We start from the raw sequence: 26726 nt of genomic DNA, 5'->3' as shown, positions 1-26726 counted from the left end.
CGTTCATCCTTGCCGCTTGAAGCCGGTCACGGCGGGGCGTGGCGGCCAGGGCAGGCGTTCGCGCCGCCCCTGGTTGTTGAAAATCAGGCCATCGGTGTCGATGTCCTGCAGCACGATCCCTGGTGCCAGGCGCTGGCCGCGGGCCAGCGTGCGCACCTGCTGGCCGTAGCGCAGCACCACTACGCTGGCCGACAACGGCTGGGCCTTGAGGCCGCCCAGGTAGTGCAGTGGCAAACGGGTGATGACGATCGCGCCGTCATCGACCGGCGCCTGCCAATGGCCGACCATCAACCCAGGCAACTGGGCTGCGGCCGCCTGGGCGGGGCTGGCCGGTTGTGGCTGGCGGCCCAGTTGCAGCACGCACTGCGCCGCCAGCCAACCTGCCAACGTCAGGCAACCACCGGTGAGCAACCGCGCGCCAAGGCTCACGAAGCCAACTGCCGTGGATGCCAGCCCGGGTGCCCCTGCACATAGCGCACCTCGGGCACCTGCAGCGGTGCCAGTTGCCAGTCGGCGCCTTGCCGCGTCAGCCAGGCTTCTACCCGCTGCCAAAGTGGCTCGCCGGCCTGCGACGCGAACTGCAGGCCAAAGGTGCGGCACAGCCCCTGGACCGGTTCCAGGCCGGTGATGCGCTTGCCTTGCGGGCTGTAGCTGACACCCCAGGCCTGGCCTTGCCAGCGCGGCAGGTCTTGGCTGTTGTCCAGCAGCAGCGGGTCGCCGAACAACTGTTCTGCGGCATTTTCCAGCACTTGCTCCACCTGCCGGGCCGGGGCCTCGACCACCGGGGCCGGGTACCCGCCGGTCAGGCTGATCAGGTGCTCGCGGGTGATCGCTGCACCTGCGGCCAATGGGCAGTCATAACGCAGGCCCGGCAGCAGCACAGGCAAATTGTTGTCATCGGCCAGGGCCTGGTGCAGCAGGCGGTCCCAGCTGCCGCCGCGGGTGTCACGCCGCCACAAGGCCTGGGGTGCCTTGGCCAGTGGTTGATCGAGCCACGCCGCGTGGCCGGCGCGCTGTTGGTTCAGTTGTGCCTGAAATTGCCCGGCGCGCACCCGTGCAGCCGGGGAAAGCTGCTGTTCGAACGCTGGGAAGAAACGCCCCTCGAACTGCCATTGCCCGGCCACCTGTTGGCAACGCAGGCGAAACGCCCCGCTGCCCCGGCACCCGGCAAACAGCACCGGTACGCGGCGGCCGTTGGCCTGGGTGGCCTGCACGGGCGTCGGCCACAGGTCCTGGCCACGCGCACAGAGCAACACGTCGATTGCCGGCAGCCGTTCAGCCAGCCACAGCCCAGGCCCGGTGCCGACATCGGCCATGGCCACGACCAGGTCGGCTTCGCGCCGGGCCTGCTCGAATACCGGCAGCAAAGACTGGTACCACTGTTTGAGGGAGGCTTTCTGGTCTTGAGCGTAAGGGTCGGTCACGCCGACCACGGCAATCCGCGCACCGCCCCGTTCGAACAGGTGCAGTGCTTCAAGCCCCAGGGTTTCGCGTTGTTCGTCGGCCAGCCCCGCGCCCAGCGTAATGGCAGCAGCCTGCCGGTACAGCGCCGTGCTGCGCTGCGGCCAGAGCACACGCTCGTCACTGCTGACGCGTGCGTCGCTGCCCAGCAGTTGGCTGCCCTGCACGCCGCTTTCACCTTGGGTCAGGTAGGCCAGGCCGCTGCCGTTCCAGCCTTGGCCGTTTTCCAGGGTCAGGCTGTTGCCCGCCCCGGCCTCGCCACGCAACTGCTCCAGCAATGCGGCCAGCACGGCGTAACCACCGAGGTTGGCGTGCGCGGCCTGGCTGGCATCGAGCAAGGGGGCCAAGTGCGGGAAGGCGATGCTGGCACTGGCACCGGTCATCCACGGCGCACGCCCCAGGTGGCTGACCGGCCCCAGGCGCGTTGCCGGGACGACGGCCAGCCCGGGCTGGCGGGCATCGAGGGTGTCGGCGACATACAGCAAATCCAGGTTGGCATTGCCACCCCGTTGGCCTGGCAAGGCGGAACAGGCGCCGAGCAAGGGTGCCAAGGCACCGACGCCCATCCAGCTGATCACTTCGCGCCTGTTCACACTGCTTACCATCGAGCCCGCCATCCTTAACCAAGTTCACGTTGGGCTCCGGATGTTGCGGCGTTCGCATGACAGTTTGATGGCAGAAATCAGACAGCAATTCCGAATTGATCTGTCAGTTCCAAACGTAAGAACGAGTAGTTTTAAGCGCGCGTTCATATTTCTGCCAAGGAATCATCATACTTGCGCTCTAAAGTCGCGGTTTCCTCTAACTTAGCCAACATAAGGACACCCTGATGAGTCGAGATACCGGCGACAACCTGGACCGGAACCACAGCGGCAATCTGCCGATGGCCAGCGTCATGGACGCCTACCTGAGCCGCCGCAGCATCATGCGCGGCAGCCTGGGCGCCGCCATCGCCATGATCGCCGGGACCGGCCTGACAGGCTGCTTCGACGGTGATGGCGGTTCCGATCACGATGATCCTGTCACCGAACCACCGGTGACCGAGCCACCGGTAACCGAACCGGAAGTCCCGAAACTGGCACTGGGCTTCCAGTCCATCCCAGGCTCGCGCACCGATGCCTGTGTCGTCGCGGCAGGCTACAGCGCCTATGTGCTGGCGCCGTGGGGTACACCGCTGAACAGCAATGGCAACCCGTGGAAGTCCGATGGCAGCAACACCTCGACCGACCAGGCCAATGCCATGGGCATGCACCATGACGGCATGCACTTCTTCCCGATCAATGGCAGCTCCGAAGACGGCTTGCTGGCCATCAACTTCGAATACATCGACGCGGCAGCCCTGCACCCGGCCGGCCCGACCACTGACGTCAACGGCAAGCGCCCGGCCGAAGAAATCCGCAAAGAGATCAACGCCCACGGCGCCGGCGTGGTACGCCTGCAGAAAGTCAGCGGGCGCTGGCAGGTGGTCGACAACGACCCGCTGAACCGCCGCTTCACCACCGCCTCGCGCATGGAGATCACCGGCCCGCTGCGCGGCACCGACCACGTCAAGACCAAGTACTCCACGGGCGGCACCCACTGCCGCGGCACCAACAACAACTGCGGCAACGGCTACACCCCGTGGGGCACCTACCTGACCTGCGAAGAGAACTGGCCGGGCATCTTCGTCAACAAAGGCACCCGCCCTGAAGACCAGCGCCGTATCGGCGTAGGCACCTCCAGCGGCCAGTACAAATGGGAAAGCGCCGCCGGTGACAGCACCGAGGTGAATGACGAATTCGCCCGTTTCGACGTAACGGTCAAAGGCGCCAGCGCCACCGACGACTACCGCAACGAAGCCAGCACCTATGGCTACATCGTCGAGATCGACCCGTACAACAGCGCTACCCTGGCCACCAAGCGCACCGCGCTGGGCCGCTTCCGCCACGAAGGGTGCTGCCCAGGCCTGCCGGTGGCCGGCAAGCCGCTGGTCTGGTACATGGGCGACGACTCGAACAACGAATACCTGTACAAGTTCGTCTCCACGGCCGTGTGGGACGCCGCTGACGCCAGCCCGGCCGACCGCCTGGCCACCGGTGCCAAGTACATGGACCAAGGCAAGCTCTATGTGGCCCGCTTCAATGCCGACGGCACCGGCGTGTGGCTGTTGCTCGACGTCGCCACCCCCACCACCGCCGGCAGCACCCTTGGCGCGCTGTACGGTGACCTGCCGGGCATCATCCTCAACACCCGGGGTGCTGGCGATGCCGTGGGCGCGACCCCGATGGACCGCCCAGAATGGACCACGGTCAACCCGCTCAATGGCGATGTCTACCTGACCCTGACCAACAACAGCGCGCGTACGCCAGAGAAAGTCGACGCGGCCAACCCGCGTGGCCCTAACCGCCACGGCCACATCATTCGCTGGCACGACAGCGACGACCAGTTGAGCTTCACCTGGGACATCTTCGTGTTTGGCGCCAATGCCGCCGGTACCGCCGACATCAACCGCTCTGGCCTGACCGAACTGAACCAGTTCGCCAGCCCTGACGGCATGAGCTTCGATAGCCGTGGCGTGTTGTGGTTCGAGACCGACAACGGTGAAACCACGCTGACCGACTACACCAATGACCAGTTGCTGGCGGTAATCCCCACTGACCTGGTAGATGCCACGGGCAAGCAAGTGCCGGTCAACGCGCAGAACCAGGTGGACTTGCGGCGCTTCTTTGTCGGGCCGAACGGTTGCGAGGTGACGGGGATTGCCTTCAGCCCGGACAACAAGTCGATGTTCGTCAACATCCAGCACCCGGAGAACTGGCCGTATACCGACAAGGCGACCGATGCTACCCCGGCAGGGGCCACAGTACGGCCGCGGGCTTCGACGGTGGTGATTCAGCGTGATGATGGCGGGGAGATCGGGACGGTCTGATCGACCTGTGCACGGGGCCGCTTTGCGGCCCTATCGCGACATAAGGCCGCTCCTACAAGGGATCGCGTACACCTGTAAGAGCGGCCTTGTGTCGCGATAGGGCTGCAAAGCAGCCCCGGCCCTCTCAAGCCCTACCACATCATCGGCTCACGGCTTCGCACCCGCACCTGCTGCGCCGGCACCCGTGCATGCCACTGCACCACCCCCAGCGCCTCGACCTGAAACGCGCTGCGCATCACCCGCCCCTCTTCCTCGAACGACAGCTGCAACAGAAAATGCCCACTGTTGAGCAGCAACCCTTCGCTCAACCGTTCGAACGTCTCGTCATCCACCGCCCCCAACGCCTTGCGCAGCGCAGCGGCATCCACATACCCCGACGCCGGCCGGCCACTGATGATGCGGCTGAGCAGCGCGCGTGGGTAGCGCCCCTCGTACAACGCTTCGAGCATGGGCAGATGCTCCAGGCCCAAGGCATTGGCGTTCAAACGCCAGCCAGTGGTTTGTGGCAAAGCGCACAGCATCGGGTAGCGGCCCTGGCGCGTGGCATCTGGCTCCAGCAGCAGGTTCAGCTCGCTGGTGTCGAGCATCGGTTGGTTGGCCGCCAGGCGCGCGGGTTGCTGGCGCAAGTACTGGGCACTTTCGGCCCCTTGCAGGCGCGTATCGCTGTCATTGTCCAGCCAATCGGCCAGGGCATCGACCAGGCGTTCTGCCGCCATGTCGTCGCCCAGCAAGCGGCGCAACTGGCGCTCGGCCCGCTCACCGTCAGCACCGAGCAATGCGTTGACGTTGAAACACGTGTGCTGGTCGCGCACCCGCAGTTGCGCCTGGCCTGCGCCAAAATCGTAGTTCAGCGGTTGCCCGCGCAAAGCCTGCCAGAACAACGGGCTCAGCCGCCAGGCCGGATCGCGCAGCGCCTGCTCGGCATAGGCCAAGCCGGCCTGTTCCATGGCCCTGACCTGCACCCGCTGGTGCAACAGGCGCACTTCATCGACCTGGCGCCGGCCATCTTCCACCAGCCAGGCCATACCGGCAGCGAGCATCGCCAACACCACCATCACCATCAGCAGGGCCGCGCCGTGCTGTCGTTTACCGCCCATCTGCACCCGCCTCTCATGCCCAATAAAAACGCCAGTCAACACGCCGGTTGTTGCAGGTAGATGGCAAAGGTGCGTTCCGTCATGTTCACGTCATCTGCACGAGGCAGGATTGCCCTTCCTTTTCATGGCCTTACAGGAGTAGTCGCAATGGGTGGCATTGGAATCTGGCAACTGGTGATCGTACTGATGATCGTATTCCTGCTGTTTGGCACCAAGCGCCTCAAGGGCCTGGGCAGCGATGTTGGCGAGGCGATCCAGGGGTTTCGCAAGTCCATGGGCGGTGACAACGACGTCACCCCGCCCGGCACCGCACAGGTGCAGCAACAGGCGCCGTTGACCGGCCAGGCAACGCCCCAGCCGCAAGCAGACCGTCAGGCCTGATGTTCGAGGTAGGCTTCAGCGAATTGCTGCTGGTCGGCATCGTCGCACTGCTGGTGCTGGGCCCCGAGCGGCTGCCGGTTGCGGCACGCACGCTTGGGCGTGGCCTGGGACAGGCGCGCAGGGCCATGCAGGGCCTGCGCACGCAGTTGGAGCGCGAGATCGAGTTGCCCAACTTCGACAGCGCGCCCCTGCAGCGCCTGGAACAGGAAATGCGCCAGGGCATCAGCCTTGCCGCACCACCAGCCAATGACCCGGCAACCGTCGCTGCACCCAGGGAGAATGCCTCATGAGCCTTGCCATGGACCCTGCGGCAGGCATGCCGCTGACCGAGCACCTGCGCGAACTGCGTAAGCGCCTGGTGCGTTGCCTGGGGCTGGTCGCCCTGGTGTTCGCCGGCCTGTTCCCCTTCGCCCAGACCCTCTACACACTGATCTCGGAGCCACTGCGCCGCTTCCTGCCAGAGGGCGCCAGCATGATCGCGACCAGTGTCACCTCACCGTTCCTGACACCCTTCAAGCTGACCGCGATGTGCGCGCTGTTCGTCGCCATGCCGCTGTTGTTGCACCAGGCCTGGGGGTTTCTGGCGCCGGGGCTGTACCGCCGGGAACGGCGCATTGCCCTGCCGCTGCTGGTGTCGAGCATTCTGCTGTTCTATGCCGGCATGGCGTTCGCGTTCTTTCTGGTGTTCCCGATGATGTTCGGCTTTTTCGCCAGCGTCACGCCCGATGGGGTGGCGATGATGACCGACATCAGCCAGTACCTGGACTTCATCATGGCGCTGTTCCTGGCATTCGGGCTGGCGTTCGAGATCCCGGTGGCGACGTTCATCGTGGTCTGGGTGGGGTTGGCGGATGTGGCGACACTGCGCCGTAGCCGGCCCTACGTGATCGTCGGGTGCTTTGTGGTGGGGATGATTCTGACGCCACCGGACGTATTTTCGCAGACGATGCTGGCGGTGCCGATGTGGGTGCTGTTCGAGGTGGGGTTGTTGGCGTGTAGTGGGTTGAAACGGCCTGAGCCTGGCAATGAAGTTGTGGCGGGATTATAGGGCCTCTTCGCGGGCAAGCCCGCTCCCACAGGGATATCACAAGCTTCAGTACCGGTGATATCCCTGTGGGAGCGGGCTTGCCCGCGAAGAGCTTTAATGCGGTCTAGAAGTCGGCCAGTGGCCAGACTTCATAGGCTGGCGTCTCGTACGGGTGGCTCTGCTTGAGCGCGGCAACGACCTGAGCGATCAGGTCGTCAGCCACCACCAGCTCTACCTTCCATTCCTCGACCACCTCGACCTGGCCGGTTTGCCCGAGGAACGGCTGGCTGCCGTCCAACGGGCGAAACTGGCCTTGGCCCAGGGTTTGCCAGGCGCAGTGGTCATAGTCACCGATTCGCCCGCCACCGGCGGCGAATATGGCAGCCTTGACCACCTCGACATGGCTGGCCGGGACGAAGAAGGCGAGCTTGTACACGCCTTAGTTCACCCAGACGCGCGCGTTGCGGAACATACGCATCAGCGCAGCATCTTCCTGCCACTCATCCGGGCGCCAGGAGTTCTGCACAGCGCGGAACATACGCTCCGGGTGCGGCATCATGATGGTCACGCGGCCGTCACGGCTGGTGAGGCCGGTGATACCACGCGGCGAGCCGTTCGGGTTGGCCGGGTAGGTTTCGGTGACCTTGCCGTGGTTGTCGACGTAGCGCAGGGCCACGCAACCGGACACGTCGGCTTCCAGCAGTGCCGCTTCGTTGGCGAACTCGGCATGGCCTTCGCCGTGGGCGATGGCGATCGGCATGCGCGAACCGGCCATGCCCTGAAGGAAGATCGAGTTGGACTTCTGCACCTCGACCATGGCCACACGGGCTTCGAACTGCTCGGAACGGTTACGCACGAAGTGCGGCCAGAACTCGGTGCCCGGGATCAGCTCGTGCAGGTTGGACATCATCTGGCAACCGTTGCACACGCCCAGGGCGAAGCTGTCGGTGCGCTCGAAGAAGGCCTGGAAGGCATCGCGGGCACGGGCGTTGAACAGCGCCGACTTGGCCCAGCCCTCACCGGCACCCAGCACGTCGCCGTACGAGAAGCCGCCGCAGGCAACCAGGCCTTTGAAGGCTTCGAAGTCGACACGGCCAGCGAGGATGTCGCTCATGTGCACGTCAATGGCGGCGAAGCCGGCGCGGTCGAAGGCGGCAGCCATCTCGACCTGGCCGTTGACGCCCTGCTCACGCAGGATCGCCACTTGCGGGCGCACGCCTTTCTTGATGTACGGGGCAGCGATGTCGTCGTTGACGTCGTAGCCCAGCTTGACCGACAGGCCCGGGTTGTCTTCTTCGAGCAGCGCGTCGAATTCCTGGTCGGCGCATTCGGCGTTGTCACGCAGGCGCTGAACCTGGTAGCTGGTCTCGGCCCACTGGCGTTGCAGCAGGCGACGGTCGCCCTTGAACAGTTCTTCACCGTTCAGGCGCACGACCACTTCGCTGTTGTTGATCGGCTGTCCGATCACCGCGACGCAGTCTTCACCCAGGCCAGCGGCGCTGAACTGGGCCAGTACGTCTGGGGTGGCATCCTGGCGAACCTGGATGACCGCACCCAGCTCTTCGTTGAAGAGGATGGCGGCGACTTTTTCCGCTTTGCTGGTCAGGGTGTCCAGCTCCAGGTCGAAGCCGCAATGGCCGGCGAAGGCCATTTCCAGCACGGTGGTCATCAGGCCACCATCGGAACGGTCGTGGTAGGCCAGCAGGTGGCCGTCGGCGTTGAGGCCCTGGATCACGGCGAAGAAGGCCTTGAGGTCTTCGGCATCGTCGACGTCCGGTGCGGCACTGGCCAACTTGCCGTGGGTCTGCGCCAGGATCGAGGCGCCCATGCGGTTCTTGCCGCGGCCCAGGTCGATCAGGATCAGGTCGGTTTCGCCCTTGTCCATGCGCAGTTGCGGGGTCAGGGTCTTGCGGATGTCGGTGACCGGGGCGAAGCCGGTGATGATCAGCGACATCGGCGAGGTCACGCTCTTCTCGACGCCCTCTTCGCTCCACTTGGTCTTCATCGACATCGAGTCTTTGCCGACCGGAATGGTGATACCCAGCTCAGGGCACAGCTCCATGCCGACAGCCTTGACGGTGTCGTACAGGCGGGCGTCTTCACCCGGGTGGCCGGCGGCGGACATCCAGTTGGCCGACAGTTTGATGTCGGACAGCTTCTCGATCCGCGAGGCGGCGAGGTTGGTCAGGGTTTCGCCGATGGCCATGCGGCCAGACGCCGGGGCGTCGAGCAGGGCCAGCGGGGTGCGCTCACCCATGGCCATGGCTTCACCGGTGTAGACGTCGAAGCTGGTGGCGGTAACGGCGCAGTCGGCCACCGGCACCTGCCATGGGCCGACCATTTGGTCACGGGCTACCAGGCCAGTGATGGTGCGGTCGCCGATGGTGATCAGGAAGCTCTTGCTGGCCACCGCAGGGTGGTGCAGCACGCGCTCGACCGAATCGGCCAGCGACAGGGTGCTTGGGTCGAATTCATCGCCAAGTTCGGCTTCACGGGTGACCGAACGGTGCATGCGCGGCGGCTTGCCCAGCAGCACGTCCAGCGGCATGTCCACCGGGGTGTTGGCGAAGTGGCTGTCGGTCACGGTCAGGTGCGGCTCTTCAGTCGCCTCGCCGACCACGGCGAACGGGCAGCGCTCACGTTCACAGATGGCCTGGAAGCGGTCGAAGTCGACAGCGCTGACGGCCAGCACGTAACGTTCCTGCGATTCGTTGCTCCAGATTTCGTGCGGGGCCATGCCCGGCTCATCGTTGGGCACGTTGCGCAGTTCAAAGCGGCCACCGCGGCCACCGTCGTTGACCAGCTCAGGGAAGGCGTTGGAGATACCGCCGGCGCCAACGTCGTGGATGAAGGCGATCGGGTTCTTGTCGCCCAGCTGCCAGCAGCGATCGATGACCTCTTGGCAACGGCGCTCCATTTCCGGGTTTTCGCGCTGTACCGAAGCGAAGTCCAGGTCGGCAGAGCTGGCACCGGTGGCGACCGACGACGCCGCACCGCCACCCAGGCCGATCAGCATGGCCGGGCCGCCGAGCACGATCAGCTTGGCGCCGACGCTGATCTCGCCCTTCTGCACGTGGTCTTCACGGATGTTGCCCATGCCGCCGGCAAGCATGATCGGCTTGTGGTAGCCGCGCACTTCTTCGCCGTGCGGGGTGTTGATCGCCTGCTCGAAGGTACGGAAGTAGCCGGTCAGCGCCGGGCGACCGAATTCGTTGTTGAACGCGGCGCCACCCAGTGGGCCTTCGACCATGATGTCGAGGGCGTCGACGATGCGCTCAGGCTTGCCGTACGCCTGCTCCCATGGCTGTTCGAAGCCTGGGATGCGCAGGTTGGACACGGTAAAGCCGGTCAGGCCAGCCTTGGGCTTGGCGCCACGGCCGGTGGCGCCTTCGTCGCGGATTTCGCCGCCGGAGCCGGTGGAAGCACCGGAGAACGGCGCGATGGCGGTCGGGTGGTTGTGCGTCTCGACCTTCATAAGGATGTGCACCGGCTCCTGCACCGCGCCGTACTGGCGGGTTTCAGGGTTCGGGAAGAAACGGCCGGCAACGTTACCGACGATCACCGAGGCGTTGTCCTTGTACGCAGACAGCACGCCTTCGCTGTGCATCTGGTAGGTGTTCTTGATCATGCCGAACAGGCTCTTTTCCTGAGCCTGGCCGTCGATGTCCCAACTGGCGTTGAAGATCTTGTGACGGCAGTGCTCGGAGTTGGCCTGGGCGAACATCATCAGTTCGATGTCGTTCGGGTTGCGCGCAAGGTTCTGGAAAGCGGCGACCAGGTAGTCGATCTCGTCTTCAGCCAGGGCCAGGCCCAGGTCGACGTTGGCCTTGGCCAGGGCGTCGCGGCCACCGGCGAGGATGTCGACCGAGGTCATCGGCTTGGGCTGGGCGTGGCTAAACAGGTCGGATGCCTGCTCCAGCTGGGCCAGCACGCGCTGGGTCATGCGGTCGTGCAGTTCGGCGGCGACGGCCTGTGCATCGGCTTCGCTCAGGTTGCCGGCGACGTAGTAGGCGATGCCGCGCTCCAGGCGCTGGATCGACTGCAGGCCGCAGTTGTGGGCAATGTCGCTGGCCTTGCTGGCCCAGGGCGAGATGGTGCCCAGGCGCGGCACGACCAGGAACAGGCGGCCGGTCGGCTCCTGTACCGGCACGCTCGGGCCGTACTTGAGCAGACGGCCCAGCACCTGCTGCTGGTCGGCGGTCAGCTCGCCGTCGACATCGGCGAAGTGGGCGAATTCGGCATACAAACCAGTAACAGCGGGGACTTTCTGGCTCAGTTGCTCGAGTAATTTACCGTGGCGAAAGGCAGAAAGGGCAGGAGCGCCGCGCAGGATCAACATCGTCGGGACAGCCTCAGGAAGGGGTGTGCTTAGAGGCCGTGCATTCTAGCCTAATTCCACGGCTTTCGGCACCTGCTCTACGCCGCGCCTGTCGGGCGGTGGAACCGGACTTGCGGGTCAGAAATTCGAGGTGATCGGCTTTGGAGATGTGTCGCCTGGCAGATCGAGCGCCGCCCGCGCGGCGCATCGCGAGCAACGCTCGCTCCTACGTTTGTTTCGGACCAATTATTCCTGAGGCAAACGCGCGCGCGCCCCTTGGCGCATGACTCGATATCGCGCCGAACAAACAAGGCGGTCGCGCGCGCCTGTCACAGGCGTTATTGGCCGAAAACAAACGTAGGAGCGAGCGTTGCTCGCGAAGCGCCGCGCGGGCGGCGCTCGATCTGCCAGGCGGCACACCTCTAACGGCAAACACCCTGAACACAGAACCCGCTACCAGACAAGCTATCTGTTGTCGAGATATGGCGCTGCCTGTCCTTTGCGTATACTGCAAGCTATGTTCGCCCACACTGCTTTGCGCCAGCGCTGCGCCAGATGGCTCATCGCAACCGGACTCTTTCTGATGCTCGGTGCCTGTGTTGAAAAACCCAGCACCCTCGAGCGCGTGAAGGAGGATGGCGTGCTGCGCGTAATCACCCGCAACAGCCCGGCGACGTATTTCCAGGACCGTAACGGCGAAACCGGCTTCGAATACGAATTGGTCAAGCATTTCGCCGATGATCTCGGCGTAAAGCTGGAGATCGAGACCGCCGACAACCTCGACCAACTGTTCGACGAGCTGGGCAAGCCCTCCGGCCCAGTGCTGGCAGCCGCCGGTCTGGTAAGCAGCGAGCGGCGCAAGACCCAGGCGAAATTCTCCCACCCGTACCTGGAAGTCACCCCTCAAGTCATCTACCGCAACGGCCGCTCGCGCCCGACCGAAGCCAAGGGCCTGGTCGGCAAGAAGATCATGGTGCTCAAGGGCAGCAGCCATGCCGACCAGCTGGCTGAGCTGAAAAAGCAGTATCCGGGCCTGGAATACGAAGAATCCGACGCCGTCGAGGTGGTCGACTTGCTGCGCATGGTCGATGAAGGCCAGATCGACCTGACCCTGGTCGACTCCAACGAACTGGCGATGAACCAGGTGTACTTCCCCAACGTTCGGGTCGCCTTCGACCTGGGCGACACCCGCGACCAGCGCTGGGCGGTGGCGGCCGGCGAGGACAACAGCCTGCTCAACGAGGTCAACGAGTTTCTCGACAAGGCCCAGAAGAACGGCACCCTGCAGCGCCTGAAAGACCGCTATTACGGCCATGTCGACGTACTCGGCTACGTCGGCGCCTATACGTTCGCCCAGCACCTGCAGCAGCGCCTGCCCAAGTACGAGAAACACTTCAAGAGCTACGCCAAGGTCGAACAGGTGGACTGGCGCCTGCTGGCGGCCATCGGCTACCAGGAATCGATGTGGCAGCCGGAAGTCACCTCCAAGACGGGCGTGCGCGGCCTGATGATGCTCACCCAGCGCACGGCGCAGGCCATGGGCGTGTCCAATCGCCTGGACCCGAAACAGAGCATCCAGGGTGGTGCCAAGTACTTCATGCTGATCAAAGAGCAACTCGACGACAGCATCCAGGAACCCGACCGCACCTGGTTCGCACTGGCTGCCTATAACGTTGGCAGCGGCCACCTGGAAGACGCCCGCACCCTGGCCAAGCGCGAGAAGCTCAACCCGAACAAGTGGCTGGACGTGAAGAAAATGCTGCCACGCCTGGCGCAGAAGCAGTGGTACAGCAAGACCAAGTACGGCTATGCCCGCGGCGGCGAGCCGGTGCACTTCGTGGCCAACATCCGCCGTTACTACGACATCCTGACCTGGGTGACCCAGCCGCAGCTCGAAGGCCAGATGGCCGAGGGCAATTTGCATGTGCCTGGGGTAAACAAAGACAAGCCGGCAGAGCAGTCGCCGCCGATGTAAACCTGTACGGGCCTGTTCGCAGGAATGACCGGCATTCACTCCCTTCCCGGCTTCATCCGTAAGTTACAGCACCTCACCCTAAGCGATTTACGTTTCAAGTCTCTGGGAACGTTATACATCGCCTGATGTGACAGCAAAAACCTAACGATTACGCAACTGGTAAATATGCCAGTTGCCGCCTAGCAGCCACCCTTCTATAGATGCATCTCCACAACCACGGCGCTGGAGACAAGCATGACCAAGCCCCTTATTCTTCTTGGGCTGCTCAGCCTGACTGCGTTCGCACAGGCACAATCACCCCTCAAAGATGATTACAAGGCAGCGGAAGTAAAAAGGGCGGAATCACACGCCAGTAACCCAAACGTGGCCGCAGGCAAACTTCATCTTTACAAGAACGCAACCGACAGCGCCTGCACATCTTTGAACATAGAATATCGAAGAAAAGCTGCCTACAGGGGCAGTGACAACTGCGGCAATGATCAGGTTTATTTTTTCAAGGTAAGCAATGCATCAAAGGGGAACACCATCAAACTGGGGAGCGACAGACCTGCAAAAGAATCTGACTACAGCTATTGCCCAGAAAATGACTGGCGCTTCATACTCGAGGTAACCGACGATGCAGTTAATACAAGCAAGATCCCTCTCTCAGAACTTAGAAATATTGAAAACGGGGAACTGATCGTCAGTGGATTAAAAATGCAGAAGAACGCCTACAGGCGCGGAAACATCGCTGGAAAGCTCACTTGTGTAGATACCAACAACCTATAACAACCTATGTATCGTTAGCCACCTGCTATCCCCCCCTCTTTACCCTTCGCGCCTTGAAAAAGTCACTGAGGATCTGCCCACATTCCTCCGCCAGCACCCCGCCCTCGACCATCACCCGATGGTTGAGGAAGCCCTGGCCGAAGAACTGACCCTGGCTCTGCACGATACCCGCCTTGGGCTCCAGCGCCCCGTACACAACCCGCGCCACCCGCGAATGCACGATCAACCCCGCGCACATGCTGCAAGGCTCCAGGGTCACGTACAGCGTGCTGCCCGGCAGCCGATAGTTGCTCGCCGACTTGGCCGCAGCCCGAATGGCGACCATTTCGGCATGCGCGCTTGGGTCGCTGTCGATAATGGGCCGGTTGAAGCCCTGGCCGATTACCTGGCCATGCTGCACCAGCACCGCCCCCACCGGCACCTCGCCCATGGCCGCGCCCTCAGCCGCCAGGGCCAGAGCAATGCGCATGAATTCCTGATCGCGGCTGCGATCGATGATGTGTGGGCGCATCAGACCACCGCTATCGCGGCCATCAGGCCGGTTTCCATGTGGTCGATGACGTGGCAGTGGAACATCCAGGTGCCCGGGTTATCGGCCACAAGTGCCACTTGGGCCCGCTCGTTCTTGCCCAGCAGGTAGGTATCGGTGAACCACGGCTCCTTGATGTCGTGGCGGTTGGAGGCAATCACCTTGAAACTCATGCCATGCAGGTGGATCGGGTGCTGGTACTGGGTCATGTTCTTCAGCTCGAAGATGTAGCTCTTGCCCTTCTGCAGCGTAGCGATGGGCCGGTCGGCGCATGTCTTGTCGGTGATGTCCCAGGCCTGGCCGTTGATCTGCCACAGGCTCGATGGTTTGTTCGGGTCAGGGGTGACAGAGACTTTGGCCGCCCACTCGAAATTGAAGTTGAGCTTTTCAGCATTCTCCAGGTCCGGCTCGGCGATCGGGTTGGCCGGCAGCGCTGGCGGCCAGTCACTCGGCGCGTCGTTGCTCGGCACCGAACGCAGGGTACCCAGGCGCACGAAACCGTCGCGCAGGGAAATTTCCTCACCCGCTTCGGGAATCCGGATGGCCAGGCAGATGCGCATGCCAGGGCCAAGCCAGTACTCGTCTTCCAACGGGCGCGGGGTCACCGGGTTGCCGTCGAGGGCGTAGATCTTCGCCTCGCAGTTGCCCTTGAGGTTAAGGCGGTAGGTCCAGGTGTTGTCCAGGTTCAGCAGGCGCACACGCACCACCTGGCCGGCCGGCAGCTCGGTGACCGCGTCGGGCTGGCCGTTGATGGTGATCAGCCGCCCGGCAGTGCCGTTACGCGCGGCCTCACGCGGGATGCTGAACGGCAGCCAGGCGCCCTGCTCGTCTACGTGCCAGTTTTTCAGGCTCAGCGTGCGCTCGTGCAGGAACCCGGTAGGCTCGCGCTCCTCGACGATCAGAGGGCCGACCAGCCCGCGGCCGAGCTCTTCCGAGCTGCTGACATGTGGGTGATACCAGTAGCTGCCCGCATCCGGCACGCGGAACTTGTAGTCGAAGTATTCGCCCGGCTTGACCGGCAGCTGCGACACGTACGGCACGCCGTCCATTTCCAGCGGCAAGCGGATGCCATGCCAGTGAATGGTGGTTTCGACCGGCAAGTGGTTGATGAACCGCACCCGCAACCAGGTGCCCTGGCGTACCCGCAGCTCGGTACCTGGCGCCGAAGGGCCAAAGGCCCAAGCCTCGGTCTTGAAGCCCGGCACCAGTTCCACGTCCAGGGGCGCGGCGATCAGCTCGTAGTCGTGCCCGGCATTCTCGTCCTCGACCTTGCCCAGCCAGTACCGCGCTGCGCCTCCGGCGCCCAGGCCTACCACAACCAGGCCGGTGAGGCCCTTGAGCATTTGTCGACGGGTGAAGGACATCGGTGCGGGTACCTCGTGTTCGGCGCAATCAAGCTGCCAGCAGGGCTGGCGATGAAGGGCGAATACGATACACCTGCAAATGGGAAAGATTAAGTGAAGTCTTGTCGCAGGGAGGTCTGGGCCTGGTAGCTGAGCGCAGCGTCAAAAGAATTCGTCCAGCAATCGATAAAAGCGGATCCGGGCAGGATCCGCTTCGATCCCATAGCTTGCCAGAAAGGGCGCCACCCACTCATCCCCCAGGTCAGCGGCGATATCCCGGGTTGCCAACGCCAAGTCCTGCCAACGGTCGGCCACACCCAGGCGGCCACAGTCGATGAAACCGCTGAAGCGTGTACCCTCAGCCATCACGTTCGGTAGACAGGCATCGCCATGGGTCACCACCCGGTCCTCCTTCGCCGGGCGCGCCGCCAACAGGTCGGCGAACACATCACTGGCCGTGCGCCCAAGCTGCTCTTCATCGAAGTCTGCCTCATCGACCAGGCCAGCCGTAATGCGCGCTTGCGCCAACCTCACCCGCGCCGCCAGCGCATGATCGAACGGGCACTCCCCGACCGGTCGCTGGTGCAGCTGGCGCAGTGCCTCGGCCATCAGGGCAACCGTGGCCGCTGGCGCACGCTTAGTCGATTCAGCCAAGCTCTGACCTGACACTGCAGTCATCAACAACCAGTGCCGTCCCTGTTCAGTAGCGGCGTCGATGACCCGAGGCGCTGACATGCCCTGCCCCGCCATCCAGCGCAGGCGGCTGACCTCGCCCGGGAGCTCCGCCAGCGCCGCCACGGGCTCGGACTTGAGGAACAGATCCTCGGCGCATTCGCGGCGCAGGCGCCAGACACTGGCCCCAGACTCGCCAAGCGCCTGAACCTCCATCGCCACAACGCCATGGGCCTCTCGCCAGCCTGCTGGCAGGAGCTGCTCGGCAGGTGTGCGCCTCGTCATGGCATCTGCCCTTTGAGGATGTCTTCGCAGGCCTCGCTGCCCATGAGCGGCGCCAGAATAACGCCTGGGTGAGCGACCGTGACGTACAGCCCTTCGAACCCCTCAAGGAACGTACGCAGTGGCAGGCCACTGTCGGTTTTTGGCCGGTACACTGCCCGGATTGATCGCAGCGACATTTCGCAACTGGGCTGAAACAGACTGGCAACCGCTTCTAGACTGCTACGACCGAGCTCGGCCATCCCCGCTTCACCTGGGAAGTCAGCTGCCGACAGCAGTCCACCACCTCGAGCGGGCCGCACTTCCAGCGACTGCCCGTACAGCAGATGGCGCAGCGGCACCTGGGCGGCATCGAACCGCAGCAGCACCGCAGGCGCTTCGTGGATGGGCAGATCCTGCCCCAGTTGCCGGGTCAGGCTCTGGGCGCCCATGGCATTGGCCAGTACAACGACATCCGCCTGCACGATGCCCGCGTGGGTACGCACACCGGTAATGCGCGTGCCCTGCACCTCCAGCGCCAGTACCTCGCACGCCTCAAGCACCTTAGCGCCTTCGCCCTGGGCTGCCGCCAACAAGCGCTCAGCCAGTGCATCAGGCTCGACCGCAAAATCGTCCGGCGCCCAGATTGCCATGTCCGGTGCCCGCACCAGGCCGGGCTCCAGCTCGCGGATGCGCTCGCGCCCCACCGCCATCATCGACACACCTGCCGCCTGCTGCTCGGCAAGCATGGCCAAGGTCTCCTGCTCGCTGTCGAGCCAGATCAAGCCACCTTGCGCTGCCACCGGCAGCGGCCCGAGCGCTTGCGTCAGCTGCGCAAATTGAGCCAGGGCAAGCTGCTCCAAGGCAAAGCTTGCCGGGTGCTCGGAAGGGAGGCGGCTGCCGTTGCCCACCCAACCATACGAGTGCCCGGTGACACCCCGGGCAATGGCACGCTCGCGTTCAAGCACGGTGACCGGAGCACCCCGCCGGGCCAGGTGCCAGGCGATGGAGGCGCCGAGGATACCGCCGCCCACCACCACTACATGAGGAACTTTGCGTGCCATTGCGTTTGTCCTTGCGCAAAACCGAGGAAGCGTAGTGTGCGCAAAGGCAGCCTTAACGTCTGTGAACAATCGTATTCACGTTCAATGGCGTCCGGCAGCTTACGTTTGCTCACAGACTCGCAGACCGTCGTATACGCACAATGGCGCTTTCAACGTGAGGCCGAACGTATGACAGCCATAACCTGTCGCCCTGCAGTACCTGAAGATGCCGCAGCGTGCATGACCCTCCGGGCATTGACCCGGGAAAACGCGTTCACAGAAGAAGACCTGCGCGCGCTAGGCATCACCGTCGATTCCTGGAGCAGCGGCATTCGCGATGGAAGCGGCCCAGGCTTCGTGGCCTGCAAGGGCAACCAGATAGTGGGCTACTGCTTCGCCGACAAGGACAGTGGCGAGGTGACCGTGCTTGCCCTGCTGCCTGCCTTTGAGGGCCAAGGGATCGGCAAGCGCTTGCTGCAGAAGGTCGTCGACCACCTGCGGGCGCTGGGGTTCGAGCGGCTGTTCCTGGCGTGCTCCAGCGACCCTGACGTGCGCTCGTATGGGTTCTATCGGCACCTAGGCTGGACGTCGACAGGCGAGCAGGACGAAGCGGGAGATGAGATCTTGCAGCTCAGGGTCGATACACGCGCTGGGTAAAACGCAAAAGCCCGCAATCATGCGTAATGCTGTTCACTTAAGTTATCCATCGCCTGTATTGGGGCCGCTTTGCGGCCCATCGCGGCACAAGGCCGCTCCCACAATGTTCGCGCATGCCCTGTAAATAGGGGCATAACGCGGTCGGTGTGGGAGCGGCCTTGTGCCGCGATGGGCCGCAGAGCGGCCCCGGCATTCTTAAGTGAACATCATTACGCAATCATGCGGGCTTTTGGTAGCTTCCTGCTATCGGACGCCGGCCGTGGCCGGGCGCGAAATCATTCCCACTCGATAGTGGCCGGCGGCTTGCTCGACACGTCGTAAGTGACGCGCGAGATGCCTTCGATTTCGTTAATGATACGGCCGCTGACGGTCTCCAGCAGCTCGTACGGCAGGTGTGCCCAACGCGCGGTCATGAAGTCCACGGTCTCGACGGCACGCAGGGCCACGACCCAAGCGTAACGACGGCCGTCGCCAACGACGCCAACCGACTTGACCGGCTGGAACACCACGAAGGCCTGGCTGGTCTTGTGGTACCAGTCGGCTTTGCGCAGTTCTTCGATGAAGATGTGGTCAGCGCGACGCAGAATGTCGGCGTATTCCTTCTTCACTTCACCGAGGATACGCACGCCCAGGCCCGGGCCTGGGAACGGGTGGCGGTAGACCATGTCGTACGGCAGGCCCAGCTCCAGGCCGATCTTGCGGACTTCGTCCTTGAACAGCTCGCGCAGCGGCTCGACCAGCTTGAGGTTCATTTCCTCTGGCAGGCCACCGACGTTGTGGTGCGACTTGATCACGTGGGCCTTGCCGCTCTTGGCGCCAGCCGACTCGATCACGTCCGGGTAGATGGTGCCCTGGGCCAGGAACTGGATGTTTTCCAGCTTGCTGGCTTCAGCATCGAAGATGTCGATGAAGGTGCGACCGATGATCTTGCGCTTCTTCTCAGGGTCCGCTTCGCCTTCCAGGTTGCCCAGGAACTGCGCCTCGGCGTCGGCACGGATCACCTTGACGCCCATGTTCTCTTTGAACATGGCCATCACCTGGTCGCCTTCATGCAGGCGCAGCAGGCCGTTGTCGACGAACACGCAGGTCAGCTGGTCACCAATGGCGCGGTGCAGCAGCGCGGCAACCACGGAGGAGTCCACGCCGCCGGACAAGCCCAGCAGGACGTTGGCCGAACCAACTTGCTCACGCACTTGGGCGATGGCGTCTTCGACGATGTTGGACGGGGTCCACAGGGCTTCGCAGCCGCAGATGTCCTGGACGAAGCGCGAGAGGATGCGACCGCCCTGCTTGGTGTGGGTCACTTCCGGGTGGAACTGCACGCCGTAGTAGCCGCGCGCGTCGTCGAACATGCCGGCAATCGGGCAGCTCGGGGTGCTGGCCAGCACGTGGAAGTCGCCAGGCATCTGGGTGACCTTGTCACCGTGGCTCATCCACACGTCCAAGCCCAGCACGCCGTCGGCGTCTACGTGGTCTTCGATGCCATCGAGCAGGCGGCTCTTGCCGACCACATCAACGCGGGCGTAGCCGAATTCGCGCAGGTCGGAACCGGTCACCTTGCCGCCCAGTTGCTCGGCCATGGTCTGCATGCCGTAGCAGATGCCCAGCAGCGGTACGTTCAGGTCGAACACAGCCTGCGGCGCGCGCGGGCTGTTGGCTTCGTGTACCGACTCGGGGCCGCCGGCGAGGATGATGCCGCGCGGGTTGAATTCGCGGATCGCTTCATCGTCCATGTCGAACGGATGCAGTTCGCAGTAGACACCGATCTCGCGCACGCGGCGGGCGATCAGCTGGGTGTACTGGGAACCGAAATCGAGGATCAGGATGCGGTGAGCGTGAATGTCGAGGGCCATGACTCAATCTCGTCAGTGGAAATCGGAAACGACGCGGGGCTGTCGTGACAGCCCCGCATGCTGATAGTGCTGGAAGCCTCAGCCTACGCGGTAGTTAGGGGCTTCTTTGGTGATCTGCACGTCATGCACGTGGGACTCGGCCATGCCGGCACCGGTGATGCGCACGAATTCCGGCTTGGTGCGCATCTCTTCGATGGTTGCGCTGCCGGTGTAGCCCATGGACGAACGCAGGCCGCCCATCAGCTGGTGGATGATGGCTGCCAAGGCACCCTTGTACGGTACGCGGCCTTCGATGCCTTCCGGTACCAGCTTCTCGGCGCCGGCCGAGGAGTCCTGGAAGTAACGGTCGGACGAACCCTGCGCCTGTGCCATGGCACCCAGCGAGCCCATGCCGCGGTAGGCCTTGTAGGAGCGGCCCTGGAACAGCTCGACTTCACCCGGGGCCTCTTCGGTACCGGCGAACATCGAACCCATCATCACGCAGGAAGCACCGGCAACGATGGCCTTGGACAGGTCACCGGAGAAGCGGATGCCACCGTCGGCGATCAGCGGGACGCCCGTGCCTTCCAGCGCAGCGGCGACGTTGGCGATGGCGCTGATTTGCGGCACGCCGACACCGGCAACGATGCGGGTGGTGCAGATCGAGCCTGGGCCGATACCGACCTTGACGGCGTCAGCGCCAGCTTCAGCCAGGGCCTTGGCCGCAGCGCCGGTGGCGATGTTGCCGCCGATCACCTGCACTTGCGGGTAGGTTTCCTTGACCCAGCGTACGCGGTCGATCACGCCTTTGGAGTGACCGTGGGCGGTGTCGACCACCACCACGTCAACGCCAGCGGCAACGAGGGCAGCAACGCGCTCGCCAGTGTCCTTGCCGGTACCGACGGCAGCGCCGACGCGCAGGCGACCTTGGTCGTCCTTGCTGGCCAGCGGGTAGGCCTTGGCTTTTTCGATGTCTTTGACGGTCATCATGCCCTTGAGGCTGAACTTGTCGTCGACGATCAGGACTTTTTCCAGGCGGTGCTTGTGCAGCAGCTCGCGGACTTCGTTCTTGTTGGCGCCTTCGCGCACGGTGACCAGACGCTCTTTGGGCGTCATCACATCGCGGACCTTGGCATCCAGACGGGTTTCGAAGCGCACGTCACGGGAGGTGACGATACCGACCAGGTCACCGTTCTCCAGCACCGGAACACCCGAAATGTTGTTCAGGCGGGTCAGGTCGAACAGGTCGCGCACGGTGGCGTCTGCTTCGATGGTGATCGGGTCCTTGACCACGCCAGCCTCGAACTTCTTGACCTTGCGCACTTCGCCGGCCTGCTGTTCGATGGTCATGTTCTTGTGGATGATGCCGATGCCGCCTTCCTGAGCCATGGCAATGGCCAGACGCGCTTCGGTCACGGTATCCATGGCGGCGGAAACCAGAGGGATGTTCAGCTCGATGCCACGAGTCAAACGGGTCTTGAGACTGACTTCATTGGGCAGTACCTCGGAATAGCCAGGTACAAGGAGGATATCGTCGAAAGTCAGGGCTTCTTGGCTGATACGCAGCATCGCGGGGGCTCCCGGGCGGGAAAAATGGAAGCGCGCCATTATACTCATCCACGGCGCGCCGCTCAATGCAAAATAAGGGCCTTCGGTCAGCGTTCTGGCAGTTTTACCTGCACGACCGCCACTGGCTGGTCGAGCCAGTCGGCGAAGCTGTCGAGAAAGGCCTGGGTGAACCCAGCCTCGCCCCAGTTGTTGAAGATGAACCCCAGGTTGGAAAAGGCACATGGCTGCAGGTAAAGAAAGCCATTGATGTCGTCTTCGAAGCCGCACAGCGGGCAGGTGAAGTTGTCACTGACCCCTGGCATCCACTCCTCCAGGCTCTCGAACAGCGGCTCGCCGACTTCACGGCGGCACTCCGGGCAGCCGGCTTCTTCGAGAAAACCGTCGGTCGGGGTATAGATGCAGCGCTTGAGCATGATCTCGAGGCCGCTGGCCTGCTCACCGAAGGGCAGTTTCTCGGGGTGCAGGGCTACCTTGCGCGCACCTTCGGCCAAGGCATGGCCCATGCGGTTTCCGGTGCGGCCACAGGTGGTGAGTTGCTCTTCGACGATTTTCTCGCGCACCAGCCAGCGTACGATCGCCCGGGCGCGGGCCTCGTTGGCCGGAACGGTGGAAAGCTTGGGGACGATGATGCTCTGGGTGTTCATTAAGGAAGCAAACCTGCGAACTGCGGTAATGCCGCAATTCTACCGCTCACAGGCTCAGGTAGCGACCAATCATGGCCAAGCCACTGGCCAGCACCAGCCACGTGACCAGGCGCACAAAGGCCTCGCGGGACAGTTTCAGCGTCAGCCGGCGTCCTACCCACAAGCCGAAGAACATCACCGGCAACAGGCAGGCAGCGAGCAACAGCAGGCTGCTGTCGGCGTAGACCCCGGCAATCAGGAACAGCGACAGGCGCACCACCGTGCTGCAACTGATCAACGCACTTTGGGTAGCCCGCACCTGCTCTTTCGCCTCCAGGCGAGCACTGAGGTACAGCGCATAGAGAAAACCGCCGCTGCCGAACAATGCGCCGAACAAGCCCCCTACCGTGCCCATGGGTACCGCCCAGAAGCCGGACAAGGTCGCCGGACGCACCTTCACCGCCAGGTTATAGAACGCATAGGCACTGACGAACAGGCCCATCAGCAACAGCAGTAGGTCGGACTTGAGACGCAGCAGGAACACCACCCCCAAGGTGCACCCTATCGCCATGAAGGGCAGCAGACGCAGCAGCTCGCCGCGCACCACATCCCGGCGCGACGGCAGCAAGTTGCCGAAGGCCGCCACGAAGTCCAGCAGCACCAACAGCGGGATGATCCGAGACAGCGGCATGAAGTGAATCAGCACCGGCGCCGCGACCAGCGCAGTGCCGAAACCGGCAATGCCGAAAACGATGTAGGCCAGGCCGACACCGAGCAGGATGGGCAGCCAATCGAGGCCGGAAAAGGACAATGAGGTGAACATGGCGTGTGTTCCTGAGATGTTACGCAAAGGTTAGCCAGCCATGAGCCATGCCGACTAATATGCCTTTGCGCCATTACCCATCTCGAAAAGGCATGACATGACGTCGATCCGCCAGTTGCGTTACTTCGTGGAAATTGCCGAGAGCGGCAGTTTCAGCGCCGCCGCCGAGCGGCTGTACATCGCCCAGTCGGCGCTGAGCCGGCAGATCAAGGAGCTGGAGCAGCACCTGGGCACGCCATTGTTCGAACGCACTGCGCGCCTGCCACGCCTGACGCTCGCCGGGGACGCCTTTTTGCAGCGTGCCCGCCGCTTGCTGGCCGACCTGGCACAGGCCGAGCGCATCACCCGCGACATGGGCGACGGCTTGCAAGGCAGCCTGCGCCTGAACCACTCCAGCACCGTGCCGCTGACCGGGCCTCTGCTGGCTCGCTTGGGCGCGTACTTGCAAGGCAACCCTGGGATTGCACTGGAGATTGCGCAGCAGTCCTCGGAGGCGCAATTGGAGGATATCGCCGCTGGGCGGCTGGATATCGGCCTGTTGCGGCTGCCGGTGCTGCGCCAGCATGAAGGCGTGGTGCTGCATGAGCTGTTCAGCGAGCCTTTGTTGCTGGCTGTCGCCGCCGGGCACCCCTTGGCTAAAGCGCCGGTCGTGCAACTGGAGCAGCTACGTGGCGAGCGCTTCATTTCGATTCCTCACCGGGACCGCGGCGGGTTGAGCTACTTGTCGGCCTCGCTGTGCATGAATGCAGGGTTTTTCCCGCAGGCGGCCCAGGTGGTTTCACGCAAGACCACGCAGCTGCAGCTGATTCAGGCAGGGTTCGGGGTGGCGCTGTTGCCGGCATGCATGCGCGATATTGCGCCGGCATCGGTCAGGTTCGTGGCGCTGGGTGAGGTGTGTGAGAGTACGGTGGCACTGGCGTGTCGGCGGGATGCTGGGCTGATGGTGCGCCAGTTTTTGGCGGCGATGCAGGGGGGCGTGATGGGGGCCTTGGTGCATGACGGGGGATTTTCGGCGGAGTTGAGATCGAGCGCCCCTACACCCGCACGCCCCAACCCAATTCCCGCCACCCCCCGATGTCCTTTATGATGCCTGCCATGATCAGAGACCCTTTCGAACGACTCGGCCTGGACCGCGAGGTCCTCACCGTCAGCCAACTCAACGGCCGCGCCCGGGTGCTGCTGGAAGACGTATTCCGCAGCGTCTGGGTGGAAGGCGAGATTTCCAACCTCGCCCGCCCGGCCTCCGGCCACATGTACTTCACCCTCAAGGACAGCGGCGCCCAGGTGCGCTGCGCGCTGTTCCGCCAGAACGCCACGCGGGTCCGCCAGGCCCTGCGTGATGGCCTCGCGGTGCGGGTGCGTGGCAAGGTCTCGCTGTTCGAGGGGCGTGGCGACTATCAGCTGATTCTCGACACCGTCGAACCGGCCGGGGATGGCGCCCTGCGCTTGGCGTTCGAGGCCTTGAAAGAAAAACTCGGCGCCGAGGGCCTGTTCAGCGCCGAGCGCAAAAAGCCGCTGCCGGCCCACCCGCAGCGCATCGGCATCATCACCTCGCCCACCGGCGCGGTGATCCGCGACATCATCAGCGTATTCGGCCGCCGCGCCCCGCAGGTCGAACTGAACCTGATCCCCACGGCGGTACAGGGCCGCGAGTCCATCGCCCAGATCGTGCGCGCCGTACAACTGGCCGACAGCCTCGGTTTCGATGCGCTGATCCTGGCCCGTGGCGGCGGCTCGCTGGAAGACCTGTGGAGCTTCAACGAGGAAGCTGTGGCACGTGCCGTGGCCGCCTGTGTCACGCCCATCGTCAGCGCCGTCGGCCATGAGACCGACGTGTCGATCTGCGATTTCGTCGCCGACGTACGCGCCCCCACGCCATCGGCCGCCGCCGAACTGCTGGCCCCCGACAACAGCGGCCTGCAGCAACGCCTCGACGGCCTGCAACGGCGCCTGCTGCTGCGCATGCAAAACCGCTTGAGCCACGACCGCCTGCGCGTGGAATCGCTGGCCCGACGCCTGCGCCATCCGGGTGAGCGCCTGCGCCAGCAAGCCCAGCGCCTGGACGACCTGGACATGCGCCTGCGCCGCGCCTTCTTGAACACCCTCAACCAGCGCCGCGAGCGCCTGGGGCGCCTCGACACGCGCCTGGCCGCGCAACACCCGGGCCGCACCCTGAAGCTGCTCAACCAGCGCCTGGACAGCCTCGCCGAACGCCTGCCTCGGGCCATGCGCGAGGTGCTCAAGGACCGTCGCCAGCGCTTCCAGGCACAACTGCAGACGCTGCAAGTGGTCAGCCCGCTGGCCACCCTCGCCCGCGGCTACAGCATCCTGCTCGATGAGCGTGGCCAGGCCATCCGCAGCGCCGAGCAAACCCACAACGGCCAGCGCCTGACCGCCCGCCTCAATGAAGGCGAACTGCAGGTGCGCGTCGAAGACAACCACCTGACGCCCATCACCCTCTCACTACTGGATTGACCCATGCCCCGCCTGTTCGCGCCCCTGCTCGCCCTTTCCCTGCTGTTGCTGGCCAGCGGCGCCCAGGCCAGCTATATCACCCGTGCCTTGAACAAACCGGTGCCCGGCGGCGTGGCGGTGGTCGATCTAGGGCCCGGCAGCGCAGCGCCGAACGCGCGCTTTGACGGCAAGCCGGTGCTGGTGGTCAAGGAGCAGGATAACTGGCTGGCGATCGTCGGCATTCCACTGACCCAGAAGCCCGGCACCGCGGTGTTGAGCCAAGGTGGCCGCAGCCTGCCCTTCACGGTCGGCAGCAAGCAGTACCCCGAGCAGCGCATCACCCTGAAGAACACGCGCCAGGTCAACCCAAACCCGGCCGACCTCAAGCGCATCGACCGCGAGCTGGCCGAGCAGATCAAGGCCTACCGCAGTTTCAGCCCGACCTTGCCGAGCAACCTGATCCTCGACAAACCGGTCAGCGGCCCGCTGTCGAGCAAGTTCGGCGTGCGCCGCTTCTTCAACGGCGAAGAGCGCAACCCGCATGCCGGTCTGGACTTCGCCGTGCCGGCCGGCACGCCAATCAAGACCCCGGCCAATGGCCAGGTAATCCTGGTAGGGGATTACTTCTTCAATGGCCGTACCGTGTTCGTCGACCATGGCCAGGGCTTTATCAGCATGTTCTGCCACATGTCGAAGATCGATGTGAAGGTGGGGCAGGCGTTGCGTCGCGGCGATGTGGTGGGCCGGGTTGGCTCGACCGGTCGAGCTACCGGGCCGCACATGCACTGGAATGTCAGCTTGAACGATGCGCGGGTCGACCCGGCCATCTTCATTGGTGCGTTTCAACCCTGAGATCGGCGCCAGCCTTTTCGCGGGCAAGCCCGCTCCCACAAGGCTGGCGGCGCAGCTCAGATCCCTGTGGGAGCGGGCTTGCCCGCGAAGAGGCCGGGCCAAACACCCCCACTTCCCTTGTCTTGCGCCATCA

The 26726-nt window shown here is 63.9% G+C and carries 22 protein-coding genes and 1 pseudogene; 10 read left to right on the top strand and 13 right to left on the bottom strand.

All coding sequences use genetic code 11. The features are described from left to right. Positions 1-3: 3 nt before the first annotated feature. Positions 4-429: a pilus assembly protein PilZ gene (locus tag ACMCNM_RS07580; protein WP_186675786.1), complete on the bottom strand. Its 426-nt coding sequence runs from the start codon at positions 427-429 to the stop codon at positions 4-6. Continuing rightward, positions 426-2066 (bottom strand): lipoprotein UxpA, encoded by a 1641-nt coding sequence (locus tag ACMCNM_RS07575; protein ID WP_412764161.1) that lies wholly within the window; start codon positions 2064-2066, stop codon positions 426-428. The genes ACMCNM_RS07580 and ACMCNM_RS07575 overlap by 4 nt, the downstream gene beginning before the upstream one ends. A 224-nt stretch (positions 2067-2290) precedes the next feature. Between ACMCNM_RS07575 and ACMCNM_RS07570 the strand changes: the two genes are divergently transcribed. Then, entirely contained in the window at positions 2291-4369 is a 2079-nt protein-coding gene (locus ACMCNM_RS07570) for a PhoX family protein (protein WP_186675782.1), read from the top strand. Between the two features lie 131 nt (positions 4370-4500). On the opposite strand, the gene gspK is transcribed toward ACMCNM_RS07570, so the two are convergent. Further along, positions 4501-5466, bottom strand: a complete 966-nt coding sequence (gene gspK, locus ACMCNM_RS07565; protein ID WP_412764160.1) for a type II secretion system minor pseudopilin GspK — start codon at positions 5464-5466, stop codon at positions 4501-4503. 147 nt (positions 5467-5613) lie between these two features. Between gspK and tatA the strand changes: the two genes are divergently transcribed. The 3 genes from tatA to tatC are packed head-to-tail and all read left to right on the top strand — an operon-like array spanning position 5614 to position 6895. Further along, positions 5614-5847: a twin-arginine translocase TatA/TatE family subunit gene (gene tatA, locus ACMCNM_RS07560; protein ID WP_099428441.1), complete on the top strand. Its 234-nt coding sequence runs from the start codon at positions 5614-5616 to the stop codon at positions 5845-5847. Further along, positions 5847-6137 carry a Sec-independent protein translocase protein TatB gene (gene tatB, locus ACMCNM_RS07555; RefSeq protein WP_186703537.1) on the top strand — a complete coding sequence of 97 codons (291 nt, stop codon included), beginning with the start codon at positions 5847-5849 and terminating at the stop codon, positions 6135-6137. The genes tatA and tatB overlap by 1 nt, the downstream gene beginning before the upstream one ends. Beyond that, entirely contained in the window at positions 6134-6895 is a 762-nt protein-coding gene (tatC, locus tag ACMCNM_RS07550; RefSeq protein ID WP_027595690.1) for a twin-arginine translocase subunit TatC, read from the top strand. The genes tatB and tatC overlap by 4 nt, the downstream gene beginning before the upstream one ends. Before the next feature lie 103 nt (positions 6896-6998). Here tatC and ACMCNM_RS07545 read toward each other — a convergent pair whose 3' ends face one another. Together ACMCNM_RS07545 and purL are read right to left on the bottom strand one after the other, a co-directional pair. Further along, positions 6999-7310 carry an NGG1p interacting factor NIF3 gene (locus tag ACMCNM_RS07545; RefSeq protein WP_412764159.1) on the bottom strand — a complete coding sequence of 104 codons (312 nt, stop codon included), beginning with the start codon at positions 7308-7310 and terminating at the stop codon, positions 6999-7001. 3 nt (positions 7311-7313) lie between these two features. Further along, positions 7314-11213: a phosphoribosylformylglycinamidine synthase gene (purL, locus tag ACMCNM_RS07540; protein WP_412764158.1), complete on the bottom strand. Its 3900-nt coding sequence runs from the start codon at positions 11211-11213 to the stop codon at positions 7314-7316. A gap of 496 nt (positions 11214-11709) precedes the next feature. On the opposite strand from purL, the gene mltF reads away from it, so the two are divergent. Further along, positions 11710-13167, top strand: coding sequence for a membrane-bound lytic murein transglycosylase MltF (mltF, locus tag ACMCNM_RS07535; RefSeq protein WP_027595687.1), 1458 nt, complete (start codon positions 11710-11712; stop codon positions 13165-13167). Between the two features lie 234 nt (positions 13168-13401). Next, the gene (locus tag ACMCNM_RS07530; RefSeq protein ID WP_412764157.1) at positions 13402-13935 is read left to right on the top strand and encodes a hypothetical protein; all 534 of its coding nucleotides are present in this window, start codon (positions 13402-13404) and stop codon (positions 13933-13935) included. 25 nt (positions 13936-13960) lie between these two features. On the opposite strand, the gene tadA is transcribed toward ACMCNM_RS07530, so the two are convergent. The 4 genes from tadA to ACMCNM_RS07510 form a co-directional block, all read right to left on the bottom strand. After that, on the bottom strand, positions 13961-14446 hold the full coding sequence (gene tadA, locus ACMCNM_RS07525; protein ID WP_027595685.1) for a tRNA adenosine(34) deaminase TadA: 486 nt from the start codon (positions 14444-14446) through the stop codon (positions 13961-13963). Then, positions 14446-15828, bottom strand: coding sequence for a multicopper oxidase family protein (locus ACMCNM_RS07520; RefSeq protein WP_027595684.1), 1383 nt, complete (start codon positions 15826-15828; stop codon positions 14446-14448). The genes tadA and ACMCNM_RS07520 overlap by 1 nt, the downstream gene beginning before the upstream one ends. Positions 15829-15969: 141 nt before the next feature. Next, positions 15970-16764: an APH(3') family aminoglycoside O-phosphotransferase gene (locus ACMCNM_RS07515; protein WP_265969758.1), complete on the bottom strand. Its 795-nt coding sequence runs from the start codon at positions 16762-16764 to the stop codon at positions 15970-15972. After that, the gene (locus tag ACMCNM_RS07510) at positions 16761-17804 is read right to left on the bottom strand and encodes an NAD(P)/FAD-dependent oxidoreductase (protein ID WP_265969759.1); all 1044 of its coding nucleotides are present in this window, start codon (positions 17802-17804) and stop codon (positions 16761-16763) included. The genes ACMCNM_RS07515 and ACMCNM_RS07510 overlap by 4 nt, the downstream gene beginning before the upstream one ends. A 168-nt stretch (positions 17805-17972) precedes the next feature. Here ACMCNM_RS07510 and ACMCNM_RS07505 point away from each other — a divergent pair, with 168 nt between their 5' ends. Continuing rightward, entirely contained in the window at positions 17973-18440 is a 468-nt protein-coding gene (locus ACMCNM_RS07505; protein WP_412764156.1) for an N-acetyltransferase family protein, read from the top strand. Positions 18441-18715: 275 nt separating this feature from the next. Here ACMCNM_RS07505 and guaA read toward each other — a convergent pair whose 3' ends face one another. The 4 genes from guaA to ACMCNM_RS07485 all read right to left on the bottom strand — a co-directional run bounded on the left by guaA (position 18716) and on the right by ACMCNM_RS07485 (position 23287). Beyond that, positions 18716-20293 carry a glutamine-hydrolyzing GMP synthase gene (gene guaA, locus ACMCNM_RS07500; protein ID WP_099453063.1) on the bottom strand — a complete coding sequence of 526 codons (1578 nt, stop codon included), beginning with the start codon at positions 20291-20293 and terminating at the stop codon, positions 18716-18718. Between the two features lie 78 nt (positions 20294-20371). Next, complete coding sequence (gene guaB, locus ACMCNM_RS07495; RefSeq protein ID WP_027595680.1) at positions 20372-21841, bottom strand: IMP dehydrogenase; 1470 nt, start codon at positions 21839-21841, stop codon at positions 20372-20374. An 86-nt stretch (positions 21842-21927) separates the two neighbouring features. Next, positions 21928-22485: a hypothetical protein gene (locus ACMCNM_RS07490; RefSeq protein ID WP_027595679.1), complete on the bottom strand. Its 558-nt coding sequence runs from the start codon at positions 22483-22485 to the stop codon at positions 21928-21930. Positions 22486-22531: 46 nt separating this feature from the next. Next, positions 22532-23287 carry a sulfite exporter TauE/SafE family protein gene (locus ACMCNM_RS07485; RefSeq protein ID WP_412764155.1) on the bottom strand — a complete coding sequence of 252 codons (756 nt, stop codon included), beginning with the start codon at positions 23285-23287 and terminating at the stop codon, positions 22532-22534. Between the two features lie 97 nt (positions 23288-23384). Here ACMCNM_RS07485 and ACMCNM_RS07480 point away from each other — a divergent pair. From ACMCNM_RS07480 to ACMCNM_RS07470, 3 genes and pseudogenes are all read left to right on the top strand, one after another. After that, positions 23385-24260: pseudogene (locus tag ACMCNM_RS07480) on the top strand (LysR family transcriptional regulator); the annotation flags it as partial. 122 nt (positions 24261-24382) lie between these two features. Continuing rightward, positions 24383-25762 (top strand): exodeoxyribonuclease VII large subunit, encoded by a 1380-nt coding sequence (gene xseA, locus ACMCNM_RS07475; RefSeq protein ID WP_186675752.1) that lies wholly within the window; start codon positions 24383-24385, stop codon positions 25760-25762. Positions 25763-25765: 3 nt separating this feature from the next. Further along, positions 25766-26593 (top strand): peptidoglycan DD-metalloendopeptidase family protein, encoded by an 828-nt coding sequence (locus ACMCNM_RS07470; protein WP_412764154.1) that lies wholly within the window; start codon positions 25766-25768, stop codon positions 26591-26593. Positions 26594-26726 lie beyond the last annotated feature (133 nt).

Source organism: Pseudomonas sp. NGC7, from assembly GCF_047159675.1.
GTDB lineage: Bacteria > Pseudomonadota > Gammaproteobacteria > Pseudomonadales > Pseudomonadaceae > Aquipseudomonas > Aquipseudomonas kermanshahensis.
The sequence above is the reverse complement of the archived record's forward strand: the minus strand, read 5'-3'. Positions and strand labels throughout refer to the sequence as shown.

Coding starts and splice junctions, on each gene's coding strand:
- ACMCNM_RS07575 (WP_412764161.1), bottom strand. CDS start 2,066: ATGGTAAGCAGTGTGAACAGGCGCGAAGTGATCAGCTGGATGGGCGTC.
- ACMCNM_RS07570 (WP_186675782.1), top strand. CDS start 2,291: ATGAGTCGAGATACCGGCGACAACCTGGACCGGAACCACAGCGGCAAT.
- gspK (WP_412764160.1), bottom strand. CDS start 5,466: ATGGGCGGTAAACGACAGCACGGCGCGGCCCTGCTGATGGTGATGGTG.
- tatA (WP_099428441.1), top strand. CDS start 5,614: ATGGGTGGCATTGGAATCTGGCAACTGGTGATCGTACTGATGATCGTA.
- tatB (WP_186703537.1), top strand. CDS start 5,847: ATGTTCGAGGTAGGCTTCAGCGAATTGCTGCTGGTCGGCATCGTCGCA.
- tatC (WP_027595690.1), top strand. CDS start 6,134: ATGAGCCTTGCCATGGACCCTGCGGCAGGCATGCCGCTGACCGAGCAC.
- purL (WP_412764158.1), bottom strand. CDS start 11,213: ATGTTGATCCTGCGCGGCGCTCCTGCCCTTTCTGCCTTTCGCCACGGT.
- mltF (WP_027595687.1), top strand. CDS start 11,710: ATGTTCGCCCACACTGCTTTGCGCCAGCGCTGCGCCAGATGGCTCATC.
- ACMCNM_RS07530 (WP_412764157.1), top strand. CDS start 13,402: ATGACCAAGCCCCTTATTCTTCTTGGGCTGCTCAGCCTGACTGCGTTC.
- tadA (WP_027595685.1), bottom strand. CDS start 14,446: ATGCGCCCACACATCATCGATCGCAGCCGCGATCAGGAATTCATGCGC.
- ACMCNM_RS07520 (WP_027595684.1), bottom strand. CDS start 15,828: ATGTCCTTCACCCGTCGACAAATGCTCAAGGGCCTCACCGGCCTGGTT.
- ACMCNM_RS07515 (WP_265969758.1), bottom strand. CDS start 16,764: ATGACGAGGCGCACACCTGCCGAGCAGCTCCTGCCAGCAGGCTGGCGA.
- ACMCNM_RS07510 (WP_265969759.1), bottom strand. CDS start 17,804: ATGGCACGCAAAGTTCCTCATGTAGTGGTGGTGGGCGGCGGTATCCTC.
- ACMCNM_RS07505 (WP_412764156.1), top strand. CDS start 17,973: ATGACAGCCATAACCTGTCGCCCTGCAGTACCTGAAGATGCCGCAGCG.
- guaA (WP_099453063.1), bottom strand. CDS start 20,293: ATGGCCCTCGACATTCACGCTCACCGCATCCTGATCCTCGATTTCGGT.
- guaB (WP_027595680.1), bottom strand. CDS start 21,841: ATGCTGCGTATCAGCCAAGAAGCCCTGACTTTCGACGATATCCTCCTT.
- ACMCNM_RS07490 (WP_027595679.1), bottom strand. CDS start 22,485: ATGAACACCCAGAGCATCATCGTCCCCAAGCTTTCCACCGTTCCGGCC.
- ACMCNM_RS07485 (WP_412764155.1), bottom strand. CDS start 23,287: ATGTTCACCTCATTGTCCTTTTCCGGCCTCGATTGGCTGCCCATCCTG.
- xseA (WP_186675752.1), top strand. CDS start 24,383: ATGATCAGAGACCCTTTCGAACGACTCGGCCTGGACCGCGAGGTCCTC.
- ACMCNM_RS07470 (WP_412764154.1), top strand. CDS start 25,766: ATGCCCCGCCTGTTCGCGCCCCTGCTCGCCCTTTCCCTGCTGTTGCTG.